Annotated in this window: 15 protein-coding genes, 1 tRNA gene and 1 other RNA gene; 7 read left to right on the forward strand and 10 right to left on the reverse strand. The window is 67.5% G+C overall.

All coding sequences use genetic code 11. The features are described 5' to 3' along the window. Window positions 1–194: 194 nt before the first annotated feature. From recR to ffs, 3 genes are all read right to left on the reverse strand, one after another. Window positions 195–794 (reverse strand): recombination mediator RecR, encoded by a 600-nt coding sequence (gene recR, locus ACZYZE_RS02590; RefSeq protein WP_459319639.1) that lies wholly within the window; start codon window positions 792–794, stop codon window positions 195–197. 51 nt (window positions 795–845) lie between these two features. Further along, entirely contained in the window at window positions 846–3,866 is a 3,021-nt protein-coding gene (locus tag ACZYZE_RS02595; protein ID WP_463906053.1) for a DNA polymerase III subunit gamma and tau, read from the reverse strand. Window positions 3,867–3,894: 28 nt separating this feature from the next. Then, an RNA gene (ffs, locus tag ACZYZE_RS02600) (signal recognition particle sRNA small type) lies at window positions 3,895–3,991 on the reverse strand. 226 nt (window positions 3,992–4,217) lie between these two features. Between ffs and ACZYZE_RS02605 the strand changes: the two genes are divergently transcribed. Continuing rightward, window positions 4,218–4,302 (forward strand) — tRNA-Ser (locus ACZYZE_RS02605). 76 nt (window positions 4,303–4,378) lie between these two features. Here ACZYZE_RS02605 and ACZYZE_RS02610 read toward each other — a convergent pair. Beyond that, a complete protein-coding gene (locus ACZYZE_RS02610; protein ID WP_463906055.1) occupies window positions 4,379–5,290 on the reverse strand; it encodes an oxygenase MpaB family protein in 912 nt (303 codons plus the stop codon). Window positions 5,291–5,507: 217 nt separating this feature from the next. Between ACZYZE_RS02610 and ACZYZE_RS02615 the strand changes: the two genes are divergently transcribed. The 4 genes from ACZYZE_RS02615 to ACZYZE_RS02630 all read left to right on the forward strand — a co-directional run bounded on the left by ACZYZE_RS02615 (window position 5,508) and on the right by ACZYZE_RS02630 (window position 10,234). Further along, window positions 5,508–7,007 (forward strand): M23 family metallopeptidase, encoded by a 1,500-nt coding sequence (locus ACZYZE_RS02615; RefSeq protein WP_463906056.1) that lies wholly within the window; start codon window positions 5,508–5,510, stop codon window positions 7,005–7,007. Window positions 7,008–7,177: 170 nt separating this feature from the next. Further along, a complete protein-coding gene (locus tag ACZYZE_RS02620; RefSeq protein ID WP_459319643.1) occupies window positions 7,178–7,663 on the forward strand; it encodes a glutathione peroxidase in 486 nt (161 codons plus the stop codon). 221 nt (window positions 7,664–7,884) lie between these two features. Continuing rightward, window positions 7,885–9,096, forward strand: a complete 1,212-nt coding sequence (fdhA, locus tag ACZYZE_RS02625) for a formaldehyde dehydrogenase, glutathione-independent (protein WP_459319644.1) — start codon at window positions 7,885–7,887, stop codon at window positions 9,094–9,096. A 196-nt stretch (window positions 9,097–9,292) separates the two neighbouring features. Further along, complete coding sequence (locus ACZYZE_RS02630) at window positions 9,293–10,234, forward strand: phosphodiesterase (RefSeq protein WP_459319645.1); 942 nt, start codon at window positions 9,293–9,295, stop codon at window positions 10,232–10,234. Window positions 10,235–10,288: 54 nt separating this feature from the next. Here ACZYZE_RS02630 and ACZYZE_RS02635 read toward each other — a convergent pair whose 3' ends face one another. Together ACZYZE_RS02635 and ACZYZE_RS02640 are read right to left on the reverse strand one after the other, a co-directional pair. Then, window positions 10,289–11,923, reverse strand: coding sequence for a stealth family protein (locus ACZYZE_RS02635; protein ID WP_463906058.1), 1,635 nt, complete (start codon window positions 11,921–11,923; stop codon window positions 10,289–10,291). A 73-nt stretch (window positions 11,924–11,996) separates the two neighbouring features. After that, the gene (locus ACZYZE_RS02640) at window positions 11,997–12,911 is read right to left on the reverse strand and encodes a hypothetical protein (RefSeq protein ID WP_463906060.1); all 915 of its coding nucleotides are present in this window, start codon (window positions 12,909–12,911) and stop codon (window positions 11,997–11,999) included. A 178-nt stretch (window positions 12,912–13,089) separates the two neighbouring features. On the opposite strand from ACZYZE_RS02640, the gene ACZYZE_RS02645 reads away from it, so the two are divergent. Both ACZYZE_RS02645 and ACZYZE_RS02650 read left to right on the forward strand, forming a co-directional pair. After that, window positions 13,090–13,389 (forward strand): type II toxin-antitoxin system VapB family antitoxin, encoded by a 300-nt coding sequence (locus ACZYZE_RS02645; protein WP_459319648.1) that lies wholly within the window; start codon window positions 13,090–13,092, stop codon window positions 13,387–13,389. Continuing rightward, a complete protein-coding gene (locus ACZYZE_RS02650) occupies window positions 13,382–14,068 on the forward strand; it encodes a LytR C-terminal domain-containing protein (RefSeq protein WP_459319649.1) in 687 nt (228 codons plus the stop codon). Before ACZYZE_RS02645 ends, ACZYZE_RS02650 begins: the two co-directional genes overlap by 8 nt. Here the strand turns inward: ACZYZE_RS02650 and ACZYZE_RS02655 are convergent. From ACZYZE_RS02655 to ACZYZE_RS02670, 4 genes are all read right to left on the reverse strand, one after another. Continuing rightward, window positions 14,065–14,703 (reverse strand): TetR/AcrR family transcriptional regulator, encoded by a 639-nt coding sequence (locus tag ACZYZE_RS02655; RefSeq protein WP_463906062.1) that lies wholly within the window; start codon window positions 14,701–14,703, stop codon window positions 14,065–14,067. The genes ACZYZE_RS02650 and ACZYZE_RS02655 overlap by 4 nt on opposite strands. Before the next feature lie 80 nt (window positions 14,704–14,783). Continuing rightward, complete coding sequence (locus tag ACZYZE_RS02660; RefSeq protein ID WP_463906063.1) at window positions 14,784–15,497, reverse strand: DsbA family oxidoreductase; 714 nt, start codon at window positions 15,495–15,497, stop codon at window positions 14,784–14,786. Window positions 15,498–15,576: 79 nt separating this feature from the next. After that, window positions 15,577–16,113: a GNAT family N-acetyltransferase gene (locus ACZYZE_RS02665; RefSeq protein WP_463906064.1), complete on the reverse strand. Its 537-nt coding sequence runs from the start codon at window positions 16,111–16,113 to the stop codon at window positions 15,577–15,579. A gap of 145 nt (window positions 16,114–16,258) precedes the next feature. Further along, complete coding sequence (locus tag ACZYZE_RS02670; protein WP_463906066.1) at window positions 16,259–17,254, reverse strand: sugar phosphate isomerase/epimerase family protein; 996 nt, start codon at window positions 17,252–17,254, stop codon at window positions 16,259–16,261. Between the last annotated feature and the right edge of the window lies 1 nt (window position 17,255).

The raw sequence follows: 17,255 nt of genomic DNA on the forward strand, positions 1-17,255 counted from the left end.
AGGGCACCGGCAGTTGCTCGGCCGAAACCCTGCCCGTGGTGGTCAGGATGAAGGACATGGCCCAGGCTGGCGCCGTCGGAGGTATCCGGCCGCCCGTCGGCGGCCCCGCGGTGTGACAGGATCGTCCGTCGCCGATCACCGCAACACCGGCCGGGCGGTGCGGATCGCGGCGGAAGCGTTCCAGCCCGTGTGGCCTAGCCCAGGGCGTTGCGGCGGCCTTCGAAGGCGCGGCCAAGGGTAACCTCGTCGGCATATTCCAGGTCTCCGCCCACGGGCAGGCCGGACGCCAGCCGGGTGACGGCGATGCCGATCGACTTGAGCATCCGCGCGAGGTAGGTGGCCGTGGCTTCGCCCTCGAGGTTGGGGTCGGTGGCGATGATGATTTCCTGGATGGCGCTGTCGTTGAGGCGGGTGAGCAGCTCGCGGATCCGCAGCTGTTCGGGGCCGATTCCGGCGATCGGGTTAATCGCGCCGCCCAGCACGTGGTACCTGCCGCGGAACGAGCGGGTGCGCTCCACCGCCAGGACATCCTTGGATTCCTCGACGACGCAGATGATTGACGGGTCCCGGCGCGGGTCGCGGCAGATGTTGCACAGTTCCTGCTCGGTGACATTGCCGCAGACCGTGCAGAACTTGACCTTTTCCTTCACTGTGGTGATGGCGTCGGCGAGCCGCTTCATATCCTGCGGGTCCGCCTCAAGGATGTGGAAGGCCAGCCGCTGGGCTGATTTGGGCCCGACTCCGGGCAGGCGTCCGAGCTCGTCAATCAGCTCTTGAACTGCACCTTCGTACACAATGTCCTCGTTCGCTTGGGATGGTTGCGGGCGTAGTGCCCGACGGGCTGGCTAGAGGCGCGGCTGCAGCGGGCTTCCGTCCAGGGAACGCTCTTCGACCAGTTTTCCGCCCAGAATACGCTCGACGGCGGCACGTCCGAAAACGCCCGATTCCTCGATGGTTTGGTCATCCGCGCTGGGAATGTCCTGGACATAGGTGGCGGCCGCGGCGCGGGCCGGAGCGATGGCGCGTCCAGCCTCCGCCTCTGGGCTGTTGGACAGCCGCTGGTACAGGCTTTGACGGCCCGTTGCGGTTGGCTCAGGCACGGCAGCGGGTGCCGCGGCTGCTGGTGCTGCGGGCGCGGCAATTGATGGCGCGCCGGGAGAGACCACAGAGCTGGCAGCACCGATCTGGACCAGCTGTGCGGAGTCTCCCCAACCGTTCGATGAGGAGACGGCAGGCTCATAGACGGCGGAAGCGGACACTGCCGCGGCGTACTGCGGGATCTGGGCTGCCGCGGGCTCGTAGTGGGGCGGTTCCGGCTCGGGCGTGCGCTCCGGGGTGGTGGCTTCTGCCGGCTGGTAGTGCCCGACATTGGAGTCCGTACCGACCGACCAGATTCCGGGATTCTCTTCAACGGCGCGTGCCCACGGATCCCTGGCGGTGTCGGGCGCCTGCGGATCGGGAGTCGTGGCCGTGGACGCGCGGGCAGCGGCCCCGCTGCGGGCAGGGGCCGGGACGGCAGCCTTCTTCCGGGCGGGAGCAGCAACAGGAGCAGCAGTAGGCGCAGCCGCAGGCGACGGCCGGGCGGGCCGCGGTGCGACGGGGGCCGAGGGGTCCCAGTCCATGGGCGGTTCCTCGTCAAGCGGCGGAGCGTCCTCATCCCGCGGCGGACCCCAGTCATCGTCGGGGTAGGCATGGGATCCCGGGGGGTCGGTGGGCTGAGCTGGCTGCTGCGGGGCAGGTGCCGGCGCCACAGTGCCCGGGGATTCCTGCGCGAGTAAGGCGGCCGGAGTCGGGTCGAGGGAATCCGGCGGCCCGGTAGCCAATGACGGCGAAGCCGGTGCCTGCCCGGAGGCTGCCGGCGCGAGGGCGGCCCGTGCCGCGGGGGAAGCCGCAGCGGGGGCGGACTCCGGGACCGCCGCCCCCTGGGCAGGGTCCTGCTCAGCGGAGGGGATCAGGCCCCAGTCAGCCTCGGTGGACGTAACCGGGGCGTCCCGGCTAACGGGTGCTTTTGGGTTTGGCTCAGAGCTCGCTGAGCTGTTGGTGCCGCCGGCGACGGCGTTGATCTGGCACTCAATGCCGATGGTCTTGTGGATGGCCTGACGCAGGTTCTCGGAGTGATCGGCCCGTCCGAAGGCGCCCGCCAGACCGGAGGTAGTGAACGTGAGCGTCAGGACATGGTCTTCAAAGTGGCCGACCTGCGCATTGGGCTCAACGAGCGCCCAGGTGCTCCGTTTGATCTTGGTCAGCGTCTGCAGGATCTCGGGCCAGGCGCGGCGGAGGACTTCAACGTCCGCCCCGGGCCCGGCCGAGGGCTGGGCAGGCGCGGACGGCGGGGGACCGGCCGGCGCTGGCTGCGCCGGCGGGGAAGGCCGAACTTCCGGAGCCCGGGTGGCGGGAGCCTGGACTGCGGGAGCCTGGCCTGCGGGCGCCAGGCCGGACGTGCCGCGCTGGGCTGCGGCGGGTTCGTCGACTGGCCAGTCGACGGTGCTGACACGTGGTGCCGTGATTGGTTCAGGAGCCGTTTCGACGCGCCCCCTTGGCGCCCCGGCCGCCGTGGCAGCCGGAGCTGCCGAGGTGGGCTCCGGAGGCGGTGTGGTTGCGGGTCCTGGCTGTGCGGCAGGACCCGGCGCGGCAGCCGCCGGAGCAGGACTTGTTGGCGCGGGAGCAGCGGGTGCGGGATGTCCGACGTCGTTCCCGGCGTAATTCAGGCGGCGTTCCACCCGATCGATCCGGGCGGCGATGCCGCGCTCGGTCTGCTCGGAGGAGGGAAGCAGGATGCGGGCACACAGCAACTCCAGGTGCAGCCTCGGCGAGGTGGCCCCGGTCATCTCGGTGAGGGCGGTGTTGGTGACGTCCGCCGCGCGGGACAGCTCGGCCGCGCCCAGGTTGTGGGCCTGGTTCTGCAGGCGCGCGATCTGGTCTGCCGGCATGCCGCGGAGGATCGACTGGGCGCTCTCCGGCATGGCCTGGACGATGATGAGGTCGCGGAAACGCTCGAGCAGGTCCTCAACGAAACGGCGGGGGTCATGGCCGGTCTGGATGACCCGGTCCACCGCGCGGAAAACGGTCGCGGCGTCGGAGGCCGCCACGGCCTCCACCACGTCATCCAGCAGCGAGGCGTGGGTGTACCCCAGCAGTGCGACGGCGAGTTCGTAATCCAGGCCCGCCGGTCCGGCGCCGGCCATGAGCTGGTCCAGGACAGAGAGCGAATCGCGGACGGAACCACCGCCGGCGCGGATGACGAGCGAGAGCACGCCGGGCGCCACGGGGACGTGTTCCTGCGTGCAAAGCAGCTCAAGGTATGCCATGAGCGGCTCCGGCGGCACCAGCCGGAACGGGTAGTGGTGCGTGCGGGAACGGATGGTTCCGATGACCTTGTCCGGCTCCGTGGTGGCGAAGATGAACTTGATGTGTTCCGGCGGCTCTTCGACAATCTTGAGCAGGGCGTTGAAGCCGGCCGAGGTGACCATGTGCGCTTCGTCAATGATGAAGATCTTGTAGCGGTCACGGACCGGGGCATAAGTGGCCCGCTCGCGGAGGTCGCGGGCGTCGTCCACACCGCCGTGGCTGGCGGCGTCGATCTCGATCACATCGAGGGCGCCGGATCCGCCGCGGGCGAGTTCTATGCAGCTCGGGCACTTGCCGCAGGGGGTGTCCGTGGGGCCCTCGGCGCAGTTCAGGCAGCGGGCCAGGATGCGGGCGGACGTTGTTTTTCCGCAGCCGCGCGGGCCGGAAAAGAGGTAGGCGTGATTGACGCGGTTCTTGCGCAGGGCCGTCATCAGCGGCTCAGTGACGTGTTCCTGGCCGATAACGTCCGCGAACGAATCGGGGCGGTATCTACGGTAAAGAGCGGTAGTAACAGTCACAGATTTAACCCTACCAATCGGCACAGACATAAAAGACCCCCCATGCACCCGCCAGAGCCCATTTACCCTTGCTACCTTCCGGTCCTGGGGGAGTTCAACAGGATGACGCCACATGAGGGGCCGTCAGCAAGTTTACCCGACGTTTGAGTGTGCCCCGAATCGGACGCCGCAGCCCAGCTACCCACCGGGGGACATGCCCATTTTTCGGGGCGGGGAGTGGGCATAGTGGGGCTATGTCCATCGCTGGCGCCGAGGGTTGGGCATGTCCCATGGCGGGAGGGCTAGTGGCCCAATTGGGTGATGCCCGGAAGTTCAGGTATTCTAGTATCTGCTTTTGATTCAGAAGCTACTGGAGAATTCGCCTAGCGGCCTATGGCGCACGCCTGGAACGCGTGTTGGGTTAACGCCCTCGGGGGTTCAAATCCCCCATTCTCCGCGTTTGGCCCCGGTCCCTCGGACCGGGGCCTTTTTGCGTGTCCGGACAGGCGGCAGCCGGGCTCGTCCACGAGGACTCAGGCCAGATGCCCCAGCCGCCGCAGCCGATCCCGGGCGGCCTGCTCGCTCGGACCTACCCGTCCCAGGGCAACATGTACGACGCCGAGCGTCACGGTGGTGGCCAGCCTCACCGGCAGCGGGACAGGACCCAGCCGTGCGGTCCGGAGGCCCAGGAGTTCGCGGTACTTGGGCTCGAGGCTGGTCACGGCAGCGGCAAACAGCACCCGGTAGCCCGGCCTGAGCACGGGATGCAGTGGTGGGTTCCGGATGAACGCGACCGTCTCGGCGACCCTTTCATCGGAGCGCAGCTCGCCGTCGTCGTACCAGCGATCCAGCTGACGCCGCATCTCCGCTTCGCTAAGCGGCGCTGCGTCCACGCCCATCAGCTTCGCGGCCTGGGCCCACTCGCGCACGTAGGCGTCCGGCCCGCCCGGGATGGGCCGGCCCCAGAGTTTATGGGCGGAGAGGAAAGCATCGGTGAAGGCAATGTGGACCCACCGGAGCAGTTCGGGGTCGTTTGCCGCATAACTCCGGGCGGCGCCGTGGCCGTCCACGTATTCCCCGCGGACCGTTCCGTGCAGGCGCAGCACCCAGTCGGAGGCAGCCCTGGCCGCGGCCGTCGAGCCGTAGGACACCGTGAAAATCCAGCGGATCGTCCCGGCCAGGCGCCCCAAAGGGTCTTCGCGGAATCGGGAGTGGTCACGCACGCCGGCCAGTGCACCCGGGTGGAGTGCCTGCATCAGCAATGCCCGGATGCCCGCCACGATCGTTGGCATGTCCCCGTGCACCGCCCAGACAGCCGAACCGGGCAGATGGTAGCCGGCGTCGTCACCCTCGGCGAGCAGGAGCACCCACTCCGGAACTGCGTCCCGGGTCCCGGTGAACGTTTGTTTGAGTTCTGCCTGCCATTCCCTGAGGACGTTGCGCATACTCCATTCTTACCCAGCTCCGCCGCGCCCAACACTTGCTTCGGTGACGCCGACTACTGGGCCCGCCACTGGGGCCGGGACGGATGCCCGCCCGGACCCGGAATTGGCCCCGCAAAAGAGTGGTGTTGACGGTTCACAGACACAGCCGGCTGTGTTCCCATAGGAAGGTGAGTCCGCGAAGATTGGGGTCTGGCGGACAGAATGCAGGAGTCACATCGTGGGAAAACACTGGGGAACCTCATCGAGTGAGCACGCAGTCAGGGCACGGACCATTGCCGTGCGCTGCCTATCCGGCGGCTTTTGCCTGTCCCTGGCGGTCCTGACCTTCGGGGTCCAGGGGCTCGCAGGCACCGCGGCCCACATGGCGCCCAACGCGTCGCTGGCGTCCGGCGTCGTGGGGCCCGGGGCGCTGGATCCGGGCGTTCCGGCCGCCGCACCGGCCGGAGAGGCGGTTCCGTCCGCCTTCACCGCGGACGCCCTCGCTCTCGTGGCCTTCAGCCGGTCCACAGTGGAGACCAGCACCAAAGAGGGCATCGGCGGCGAGCTCAATGTAGCGTCCGCCGGCCTGAAGCGCCCGGCACCTGGAACTCTCATGGCGCCGCTGGAGAGCCTGCAGGAATCGTCCCCCTTTGGCCTGCGCACCAGTCCCCTGACAGGGTCCTCGGGGGAATTCCATTGGGGACAGGACTATGCCGCGCCCTGCGGCACGCGCGTCTACGCGGCCGACGCCGGTGTGGTGCGGGCTGTCGGCTGGCACCCCTGGGGCGGCGGCAACAGGGTGGAAATCGACCATGGGAACGGACTTATCACCACCTACAACCATCTTGAGGCGATCGCCGTCAGGAAGGGCGACTCTGTGCGTGTGGGTGAGGTGATTGCCCGGGTGGGAACCACGGGATCGTCCACGGGCTGCCACCTGCACTTCGAGACCATCCTGAACGGCTCGCACAAGGACCCGCACGCCTGGACGCTGCTGCCCATCAAGCAGGTAGACGAGCTCGGCAGCATTTCGATGACCAGCTACACGCCGGAAGCCGACAAGGCCACCAACGTCACCCTCGGCTGGGCCATCCCTGTTTCCGAGGACTTGAAGCACGAAGTAACCGGCGGCGTTCAGGAAAAGCCTATTCCCGCGACGCCCGGCACGCCGAAGGCCAAGATCACGGCGACGGCAACATCGTCGCCATCCGCCTCCGATTCGCTATCGCCGACGAAGAAGCCACCGACCACGGCGACGAGGACACCCAGCGTTACATCCAGTCCCAGCGCCACACCCACCCCGACCCCGACCCCGAGCGAGACCCCGACCCCGACGCCGACCCCGAGCGTGACGCCGACGCCGACGCCGACGCCGACCGTGACCCCGACACCCACGCCGACGCCCACCCCGACGCCGACGCCGACGGCGACGCCGGACATCGCGCCTGCGCGGACGGCCACGACCACTCCGGCCGCGACAGCACCGGCCGAAACGCCCCCGGATACGCCCCCGGCAGCCGAGGCCCTGCCTCCAGAAGAAGCCGCACCTCCAGAATCTGCACCTCCAGAAACTGCGCGGGCAGTGACCCTCCCCGCTGAAACAGCGCCCGAGGAGACGGTGACGCCGCCGGGGCCGGCAGGGGAGCCCATTCCGGATCCGCTCGCGTCGGCTGCCGCCGAACTCGCGGCCACCGAACCGGCGGCGACCCTTGACCCCACCATGACGCCGCTTCCGTAGCGAGGCGACTCAACCGGACTGGCCAGGGCACAGTGCCGCCGTCCGTGGCGCAGGGCGCCCCGGGCACAAACCCATGGCCGCGTGCGTTGTGATCGATGACAGGCGCGACCATTTTCCGGAACACTGCTCCGGGCGCCACCTTCATCACCAACATCGCGAGGTACCCTCCCATGACGTCTCTGCACTCCATTCCCCTGACCCTTATCGACGGCACGGAAACTGACTTCGGCCGCTTCAAGGGAGAGGTAGTGCTGGTGGTGAACGTGGCATCCCAGTGCGGGTTCACGTCCCAGTACGCGGGACTCGAGGCCCTTCACAACAAGTTCCGCGACCAGGGCTTCCAAGTGCTCGGGGTCCCGTGCAATCAGTTCGCCGGGCAGGAACCGGGCTCCGATTCCGAAATCGCCGAGTTCTGCGAGCGCAACTTCGGCGTGACGTTCCCGCTCACCGCCAAGGCCAATGTCCGCGGAAAGAGCCAGCATCCGCTCTACGCCGAGCTGACCAAATTCAAGAGCGGCATCCTTCCTGGCCTGGTGAAGTGGAACTTCGAGAAGTTCCTGGTGAACGGCGATGGCGAAGTGCTGGCCCGCTTCGCACCCACCGTGGAGCCGGACTCGCCGGAGGTCATCGAGGCGGTCCAATCGGCCCTCAGCTGAGAATCCGCTCGCAGACCACAAGGGGCCAACGGCCCCTATCCCTAAGCATGCTTACCGCTTAGACTGGCCGGACCCTCTGAACGATCCGGGCATACCCGCAGCGCAGTCACGCCTGCGTGCCGGCCATGCAGCCTAGGTAGGCCTGTGGGGGTGCATCAGAACGCTTCGTGAATCACAACTGGGCGCTCATCTTGGGGGTCCGTGAAACCAGGAGGAAAGTGATGACAGGGAACAAAGCCGTTGCCTACAAAGGACCGGGCAAGGTCGAACTCATCGACATTGACTACCCCAGCTTCGAGCTCAAGGACGGCCCGGGGGTCAACCCCGCCAACGTGGGCCGTTCGGTGCGCCATGGCGTAATCCTCAAAACCGTTGCCACAAACATCTGTGGCTCCGACCAGCACATGGTCCGCGGACGCACCACCGCCCCCATCGACCTCGTCCTCGGCCATGAAATCACCGGCGAGGTTGTTGAAGTGGGCCCCGACGTCGAATTCATCAAAGTGGGGGATATCTGCTCGGTTCCCTTCAACATCGCCTGCGGCCGCTGCCGGAACTGCAAGGAGCGCAAGACCGGCATCTGCCTCAACGTCAATCCCGACCGTCCGGGCAGCGCCTACGGCTACGTTGACATGGGCGGCTGGGTCGGCGGGCAGGCCAACTACGTCCTGGTGCCCTACGCCGACTGGAACCTGTTGAAGTTCCCGGACAGGGACCAGGCCCTGGAAAAGATGCTTGACCTGACGATGCTCTCCGATATCTTCCCGACGGGCTTCCACGGCGCCATCACGGCTGGCGTGGGTGTCGGCTCCACGGTCTACGTCGCCGGTGCCGGTCCCGTGGGCCTGGCCGCGGCCACGAGCGCCCAGCTGCTGGGCGCCGCCGTCGTCATCGTCGGTGACATGAACGCGGACCGCCTGGCCCAGGCCCGGAGCTTCGGCTGCGAAACGGTGGACCTGACCAAGGGCGGGCCGGCCGAGCAGATCGAACAGTTGCTGGGCGTTCCGGAAGTCGATTGCGGTGTGGATGCTGTCGGGTTCGAGGCCAAGGGCCACGGCGCGGGAGCCCACGAGGCCCCGGCCACCGTGCTGAACTCGCTCATGGAGGTCACCGGAGCCGGCGGCGCCCTCGGCATTCCCGGGCTCTACGTCACGGGGGATCCGGGCGGCGTGGACGAGGCCGCCAAGAAGGGCGCGCTCTCCATCAGTCTCGGCACCGGCTGGGCCAAGTCGCTGAGCTTCACCACCGGACAGTGTCCGGTGATGAAGTACAACCGCGGTCTGATGATGGCGATCCTGCACGACAGGGTCCACATCGCCAAGAACGTCAACGCTCAGGCGATCACGCTGGAAGATGCGCCCAAGGGTTACGCGGAGTTCGACGCCGGCGCCGCCACGAAGTACGTACTGAACCCGAACGGCTACCTGAGCTAGACGCCAGGTACTCGAGTACGCACGTTCCGGCGGACACATACCGGGGCAGGTATGTGTCCGCCGGATTACTCGTTGTTGGCATTTTTTCAAACATGCCTACTGGAGTTTGCACATTGTTGGCCGAATGTCTGGTTGGATAGACATTACTGAGAGGGACGCTGGGGGCTACAGCCTCCACCCAACCAGGAAGGTAGCAATGGAGCTCATCGAGGCCGAGCACCCCCGGCCACGTCATTTTCTACTCCATCTGAGTGACCCCCACCTGCTGGGGGGTCCACAACCCCTGCATGGCGTGGTCGACAGCGACTCCCGCCTCCAGCAACTCTTCGACGAAGTCCGGGCTTCCGGCGCGCGCCCGGAAGCCGTGATCTTTACCGGTGACCTCGCGGACCAGGGCGAACCGGAGGCGTACGCGAAGCTGCGTGCCATCGTCGATCCTGCCTGCAAGGCCATGGGCGCCAAAGTCATCTGGGCGATGGGAAACCATGACGACCGCGCGAACTTCCGCGCCGGGCTTCTGGATCAGCCGGCCGACGACGCTCCGGTGGACCACAGTTACTTCATCAACGGGCTGCGGATCATCACGCTTGACACCTCCGTGCCGGGATTCCACCACGGCGAACTGAGCGACGCGCAGTTGGAGTGGCTCGCGTCGGAACTGGCCACCCCGGCACCGGACGGGACGATCCTCGCCCTGCACCATCCGCCGGTGCCTTCGGTGCTGGACCTCGCCGTCCTCGTTGAGCTCCGGGGCCAGGCTGCCCTCGCCGGCATCCTGCGGAACTCCGACGTCCGCGCCATCCTGGGCGGGCACCTGCACTATTCGACGACTGCGAGCTTCGCGGGCATCCCGGTGTCCGTGGCGTCAGCGACCTGTTACACCCAGGACCTGAACGTAAAGGTGGGCGGGACCCGCGGACGCGACGGCGGCCAGGCGTTCAACCTCGTCCATGTCTACGAGCATACGATCGTGCACTCTGTGGTCCTGCTGGGCGATACCCCTCCGGTCGGAGAGTTGGTTTTGGCCGAGGAAGTCCAGCGTCGCATTTCGGCCGCCGGGATCAGCATCCCGCGCAAGGCGAGGCTTGAGGATCCCTCCCGGGCAGCTGGCCACCGCAGGATGACGCCCAGCAACTGAGCTCACCTCCCCGGGGCACCTCCCGGGCGGCCGGGCCGTGCCTGATTTCGCCGCCTACTTTTCCCACGGCGCCTTGATGGGGTAGTACTTCTCCAGGAAGTCGGTGACCAGTTCGGCGCGTTCTTCCGCCGGCACCTCGGGGAAGCTGCCGTCATTGAGGCAAAAGAAATCCATGTTCCGCTTGGCGAGCAGCTTGGGCAGGTAGTTGAGGCCGGCGCGGGCCGTGGTGTCCACGTAGCGCACCCTGGCCGCCGTCTGGGTGACGGCCCGGCCGGTGAGCAGCGCGTAGTAGTGGTAGAACGAGTTGGTCACCGAGATGTTGTTCGCTGCCCGGAAGGTGCTGGCGGCCGTCTTGGCGAACTCCGCCGGGAATTCCTGCTCCATGGTCGCCACGACGCTGCGCCGCAGCGGAGCGGCCGAGTGCTCCAGGTGCCGGGTAGTGATCCGGCCGAAGCGGTCCCAGAGCAGCTTGCGGTTGACCCGTGCGGCGTTTTCAAAGCCGCTGCGCTCGGCGTCGTTGTCGCCGAGTCCAATCCGCGTTTCCGCCTCGATGAACTTGGTGATGCCGCCCGGGGTGAAGAACATGTCCGGTCCGACGGCGCGTCCGAAGAACATGTCGTCGTTGGAATACAGGAAATGCTCGGAGAGTCCCTCGATGTGGTGGAGCTGGCACTCGACCGCCTGCGAGTTGTGCGTGGGCAGCACGGAGGGATCCGCGAAGAACTCCTCGCTGCGGACAATCGTGACGCCCGGGTGCTCCGCCAGCCAGGACGGTGTGGGGGAGTCTGTGGCGATGAAGATCCGGCGGATCCATGGCGCGAACATGTACACCGAGCGCAGCGCGTACTTGAGCTCGTCGATCTGGCGGAAGCGGGCCTCGTGGTCGTCGCCTTCGCCGACGACGACGCCGGCCATGCGGGCGCGGCGCGCTGCGATGTATTCCGGGGAGCTGCCGTCCACCCAGGAGAAGACCAGGTCGACGTCGAAGCTGATGTCGCTGGCGTGGTCCGCGAACATGTTCTCGATGGTGGGCCAGGTGTGGCCGTAGCGCTCGACGGTGCCGCGGACGGCGTCCTGGGCGAGCATGGTCCGGCGGGTCAGCGAGTTTTCGATCGGGAGGATCAGCTGGTCGTCCTCGAAGCTCCAGAGCTCCAGCTGGACGCCGGCCGAGGCACCGAATTCGAAGCCGCCCTCCGGTTCGACCCGGGGGCGGTACAGCCGGAAGATGCGGGCCTGGCGGTTAGGGGAGAGCTCCCCGTCGGCCACCAGTACCGAGGACTTCTTCTTTGCATCGACGCTCATGGAATAGAAAGGCTCGTCGCGCCAGGCCTCCACAAGCGCGTCGCGGAGTTCCTTCCGGTCCTTCCAGTCCACGGCGATGACCGGCCGGTGGTTGTTGCCGCGGACCAGGAGGTAGTCCAGGCCGGCGCTGTCGAGCACGGAACGGATGACCATCAGGTCCTCGACCATGGCCTGGTACGGGGTGCGGTTTTCGTTGATCAGCGCATACCTGCCCCGCCGGCGGACGACGTCCGGGCGGGCCCGGAACCTGGCGACGGCAGCCGCGGACGTGACCTCCTCATGGGCATCCTCGGATGCCTGGCTGCCGTAGTAGATCTCATCCTGGACCTGTGCGTCTGAAATGTCGTTTCTCCGTGCTTCTGTGCGTGAGTGTGTACCTACTTGCATGATAACGTCCACCCTAAAATTGCCTCGGGAAACGCTGAAGAAACGCCGTCGGTGCCGGCGGAAGCAGCCCCGCTCAGCCCGTGAGTGCGGTCCGCCAGCTGCGCAGGAAGGCCGCTCCGGCGTCGTCGTGGATGACGTCCCCGCCCAGCCCAAGATCCTCCGCGGTGAGGACGTCGTACGGCTTGACCGGAATCCCGTCGGCGGGGCGGACATCGACATGTTTCACGGCGTGATCGTTGTGGTGCAGCCAGTCGGCCATGGCGTAGTCGGTGCGGGAATCGCCCACGGTGCGCCAGGCTTGAGGGGTGATGCCGCGGGCTGCCAGCAGTTCCACGGCGCGGCTTGCGCCGAGGTCCTTGCCGAGCCGGACGGATTCGATGTCCGTGGAGATGATCGTCGGGTCCACCCGGTAGTCGACCTTGTCGTCGGAGTCCGGGGCGTGGTGGTCCAGCCGCACCACCCCGAGGCCGTGCCGGGCCATCAGCTCCATGGCGTCGGCGTCGAAGAGTTCCTGTTCGGACCGGTAGTCGGAGTTGACGACGGCGATGTGCTGCTCCACGGAGACCATGGCCAGTTTGGTTTCGTCGAAGAACATGTGGGCGGAGTAGTCCTCGGCCACGAGCCGGCGGACGTCGTAGCCGAAGGCGCGCGGAATGGCGAGCTCCCGGTCCACGTGGACGGGGCCAGGGCCCTGCGAGGTGTAGCTGAACCACACGGCGCCCTTTTCGCAGATGGCATCAATGACGGTTCCGGCCGGCATACCCGCGGCGATCATCGGCTCCATCACCTGCTCCCGGATGAACGTGTCCGAGCGTCCGGTGTTGAAGATGACGGGGATCCCGGCCGCGGCCAACGCCAGCAGGTCCGCAATGATGGCCGGCTGCACTTCGCGGGTCACCGGGCTCGCGACGGGCCCGTCGACGTCGAGCAGGAGGGCCAGCCTGGGGGTCGACGGCGGGTGGGAGGCCGGAGTCTCGGGAGCAGTCATTCCCCTATTCTCTCAGCCGGCACGTCCCTTTGTATGTGCCGGGGTCGGGGGCGGCCGCCGGTGTTCGCCGTGACAGCCGACGGCGATTGGTGTGACAAATGGTTACCGTTTGGCTACAACCTCGCGCCGCCGGCGGTCATTGATTCCTTTGGCCGTCCAAGTTCCCTAGGCTTGCAGGGTGATATTCAAAGCCGTGGGCGAGGGACGCCCGTACCCCGACCATGGTTTCAAGACGCCCAAGGACTGGGCGGCCCTGCCGCCGCGTCCGGTCCGGCTGGACGAGCTGGTGACCACCAAGCGCACCCTTGACCTTGAAGCGCTGCTGGCCGAGGATTCCACCTTCTTCGGCGACCTGTTCCCGCATGTGGTGGAGTTCCGCGGCGTCCTGTACCTCGAGGACGGACTGCACCGTGCTGTCCGCACAGCGCTGCACCAGCGCACTGCGATCCACGCGCGCGTCCTGGTGATAAATGGCTAGATCGCCGAAGGACGTCACTGTCCTGCACGGGCACCATGTCATCACGGGCTCTGATTTGCGGGAGACTTTCGTGGAGGATGCGGAGCTGGAGAATCCCGTCAGGATGCGCCGCCGCATCCTGCACGGCGTTGTCCTGGTCCTGCTCGTCGGGCTGATCGCCGCCGCAATCGTGGTGGCCCTGGCGATCATGAACGGCCAGATCAAGATTCCGACGGCGGAGCGCAGCCATTCGGCCGCGTCCGTTTGCCCGGCGGCCGCCTACGACTACACGCCGCCGGAAAAGATCAACCTCAACGTCTTCAACTCCACCTCCCGCCCGGGCCTGGCCAGGACCGTGGCGGACGAGTTCGCGGCGCGCAAGTTCATCGTGGGGGCCGTCGCCAACACCACGTCGAGCTACCGCGGCGTGGCCCTTGTCGTCTCCGGCGCCGCGGGCCAGTCTGCGGCGTTCAGTGTCCAGCGCAACCTGCCCGGCTCGGACTATTTCCAGGACGGCCGCACCGACCCGAGCGTGGACGTCATCCTCACCGGGGACTACGAGGCGCTGGCGAAGCCGGAACTGGTGGACCAGACACCGGGCAAACTCAGCTGCCCGCGCGAGGACCGGCGGATCGTTGACGACTCGCTGTGGCCCGTCGTCCCGACTGCGCTTCCCACCGGGCTCCCGACCGGCGGCTAGGCGCCGGTCCGCACCGGCCGGCCGGCCTCGTCGAACCCGGCGCCGGCGCCGAGTTGGATGAAGCGCACGGTGCGCGCAATCCGGGCCTCGGCCTCGGAGTCCTGCCCCGCGCCGTCGCCGCGGGCGGCACTTGAGGCGAGTGTGCCGTGGATGAGCTGCGCGAGCTGGCCGATGTCCGCCTCCGGCAGGTAGCCCTGGGCAATGCCGTCGCGGAGGATGCCCTGCAGGATCACACTGAGATCTCCCACATGATCGGCCAGCTTCGCGAAGGAGGCCGGCGAGAGCACGGAGCCCATGGCAGGACCGGGCGGGAGGTGCCGGCGGCTGAGGTCCTCCACCTGGGCGCGGACATAGAGGGCCAGCCGTTCCACCGGGTTTTCCAGCGAGTCCAGAGATTCGCGCAGGTCCAGGAGGAACCGTTCCGTCTCGTCCAGGGCATATGCGATCAGGAGCTCTTCGATGTCCGCATAGTAGTTGTAGACGGCCGTGCGGCCGATCCTGGCGTGCCGGGCGACGTCCGTCATGGTCAGGCCGGGCAGCCCGTGGGTGAAGAGGAGCTCCCCGAACGCGGTCAGGATGCGGTGCTGGGTCTCGGCACGTTGGGCGGCGTTGCTCGCGGCCGAAATCCTGGGCATACAGACACTTTAGCGCGATCTGTCAGCAAACCTGCTTCATTTCGGGGCTGCTGTTGGCAAGCCGTCCGCAAAGTGTGACGCTAGACGGCGCAGCCGTCCGGGCCGCAGGCTCCGCCCGCGTCCGCACCGTCGCCGGCCGCCGGAACCAGCACGAGCGGTCGGCCGTCCTGCCAGGCCTGTTCGAGGGCGGCGGTGAAGGTCTCGGCTGGCTGGGCGCCGGAGAGCCCGAACTTCCGGTCGATCACGAAGAACGGGACGCCGTTGATGCCCAGCGCGCGGCCCTCCTCGAAGTCGAGCCGGACATCGTCGGCGTATTTGTCCGTCGTGAACAGCTCCGCCAGCCCGGCGGCGTCGATCCCGAGATCGCGTCCCAGCGAGGTGAGGTAGTCCCGGCTGCCGATGTCCCTGCCGTGCTCGAAGTGGTCGCTGAGCAGGCGTTCCTTGGCTGCGTCCTGTTTCCCGTGCGCGGCGGCGAGGTGGATCAGGCGGTGGGCAGTGAAGCTGTTGGCCACCACGACGTCGTCGAAGCGGTAGTTGAGGCCCTCTGCCCTGGCCTGGGCGGCCACATGCTCGAACATACCGGCGACCTGGGCCGGAGCCATTCCCTTGCGGGTGCTCAGGTAGTCCAGTTCGGTGCCGTCGTAGTGCTCGGGGAGGCCCGGATCCAGCTGGTAGCTACGCCATTGCACCTCCACGGAGTCGCGGTGCGGGAAGGCCGCCAGGGCGGTTTCAAAGCGGCGTTTGCCGATGTAGCACCAGGGGCACGCGACATCGGACCAGATTTCAATCTTCATGTCCGCCACAACCCCGCATCCGCCGGCTCCATTCCCCGGCGGACTGTCGGCCTGGTCACGGGGCTTCCTGCGGCGCCGGCTACGGCGTGGCCGGGCGCTCCATCACGAAGTCGTGTTCCACCGTGGTGCCGAGCGTGAAGGACTTGGTGCCGACCTTCCGGAAGCCCGACTTCTCGTAGAAGCGGATGGCGCGGGCGTTCTGGTCGTTGACGCCCAGCCAGAGCCGGCCGGCACCCGCCGCCGCGGCGGCGACGATGCTGGCGCGCATCAGTTCGGCCGCCGCGCCGAGGCCGTGGTGGTCCGGGTGGACGTAGCATTTGCTGAGTTCGGTGCAGGGCAGGCCGGTCAGGACCGCGGCCACATCGGGGTCCTGCGTGGGCCGGGCCACCAGCAGGCTGTAGCCGCCGAGCACGCCGCCGGCGTCGATCACGAGCACAGTCACGTCCGGATCGGCCAGGTAAACGCGGAAGTTCGCCTCGCTGAGCGTGGCCGCGACGTGCGCCGCAATGTCTTCCGGCCGGGACTCCGGCGGGCACGCCAGCGGGAAGGTGATCGCCGCGAGCTCTGCCAGCCGGCCGGCGTCGTCCGCTGTTGCTGTCCGGATGACGTGGGTCATGCCAAAACCCTAGTCCGGTATGGCGGCAGTCGCCGCTTTCCGCCACGCAAAAAGCCCTGTGACGCGGAAAAGGCCCGGCGCGGCGGGAATCCCCGCAGCGCCGGGTCTTTTGCGCGGCGCCCGTCCGGATCCGTGTCGAAATCCGCTACTGCTTGAAGGCCGCGTCGAAGGACGTGTTCGACGCCGGGAAGTCGAACTTCTTCAGCGCGGCGAGGGCTTCGGGGGCGCCGTGGAGGCGGTCCATGCCGGCGTCCTCCCACTCGATGCTGATCGGGCCGGTGTAGCCGATCGCGGTGAGGGCGCGGAAGGACGATTCCCAGGGGACGTCGCCGCGGCCGGCGGAGACGAAGTCCCAGCCCCGGCGCGGGTCGCCCCACGGCAGGTGCGAGCCCATCACGGTGTTGCGCCCGGTGGGCCGCAGCTTCGTGTCCTTGCAGTCCACGTGGTAAATCCGGTCCTTGAAGTCCCAGATGAAGGAGACGGGATCAATGCCCTGCCACATGAAGTGGGACGGATCCCAGTTCAGCCCGAACGCCTCGCGGTGGCCGATCGCCTCGAGGGTGCGGACGGTGGTCCAGTAGTCGTAGGCGATCTCGGAGGGGTGGACCTCGTGGGCGAAGCGGACGTTGCATTCGTCGAAGACGTCCAGGATGGGGTTCCAGCGGTCCGCGAAGTCCTGGTAGCCGGCCTCGATGACCTTCTCGGGCACGGGCGGGAACATCGCGACGTACTGCCAGATCGAGGAGCCGGTGAACCCGACGACGGTGTCCACGCCGAGCGCCTTGGCGAGCCGGGCGGTGTGCTTCATTTCCTCGGCGGCGCGCTGCCGGACGCCTTCGGGGTCGCCGTCGCCCCAGACCCTGGCCCCGACGATGGCCTCGTGCCGGAAGTCGATCGGGTCATCGCAGACGGCCTGGCCCTTGAGGTGGTTCGAGATGGCCCAGACCTTGAGGTTGTACTTCTGAAGTACGGCGAGCTTGGACTCGAGGTAGCCGGGCTCGTCCCAGCGCCAGGCGTCCAGATGGTCGCCGGAGACGGCGATTTCCAGTCCGTCGTAGCCCCAGCCGGAGGCGAGGCGCGCGACCTCCTCGAACGGGAGGTCGGCCCACTGGCCGGTGAACAATGTGTACGGGCGGGGCATG

The organism is Pseudarthrobacter woesei, from assembly GCF_055412745.1.

Excerpts from the sequence above, each read along its gene's own strand:
- ACZYZE_RS02610 (WP_463906055.1), bottom strand. The coding sequence starts at position 5,290 with ATGCGCAACGTCCTCAGGGAATGGCAGGCAGAACTCAAACAAACGTTC.
- ACZYZE_RS02665 (WP_463906064.1), bottom strand. The coding sequence starts at position 16,113 with ATGACCCACGTCATCCGGACAGCAACAGCGGACGACGCCGGCCGGCTG.
- ACZYZE_RS02620 (WP_459319643.1), top strand. The coding sequence starts at position 7,178 with ATGACGTCTCTGCACTCCATTCCCCTGACCCTTATCGACGGCACGGAA.
- ACZYZE_RS02660 (WP_463906063.1), bottom strand. The coding sequence starts at position 15,497 with ATGAAGATTGAAATCTGGTCCGATGTCGCGTGCCCCTGGTGCTACATC.
- fdhA (WP_459319644.1), top strand. The coding sequence starts at position 7,885 with ATGACAGGGAACAAAGCCGTTGCCTACAAAGGACCGGGCAAGGTCGAA.
- ACZYZE_RS02670 (WP_463906066.1), bottom strand. The coding sequence starts at position 17,254 with ATGCCCCGCCCGTACACATTGTTCACCGGCCAGTGGGCCGACCTCCCG.
- ACZYZE_RS02640 (WP_463906060.1), bottom strand. The coding sequence starts at position 12,911 with ATGACTGCTCCCGAGACTCCGGCCTCCCACCCGCCGTCGACCCCCAGG.
- ACZYZE_RS02650 (WP_459319649.1), top strand. The coding sequence starts at position 13,382 with ATGGCTAGATCGCCGAAGGACGTCACTGTCCTGCACGGGCACCATGTC.
- ACZYZE_RS02655 (WP_463906062.1), bottom strand. The coding sequence starts at position 14,703 with ATGCCCAGGATTTCGGCCGCGAGCAACGCCGCCCAACGTGCCGAGACC.
- ACZYZE_RS02635 (WP_463906058.1), bottom strand. The coding sequence starts at position 11,923 with ATGCAAGTAGGTACACACTCACGCACAGAAGCACGGAGAAACGACATT.
- ACZYZE_RS02630 (WP_459319645.1), top strand. The coding sequence starts at position 9,293 with ATGGAGCTCATCGAGGCCGAGCACCCCCGGCCACGTCATTTTCTACTC.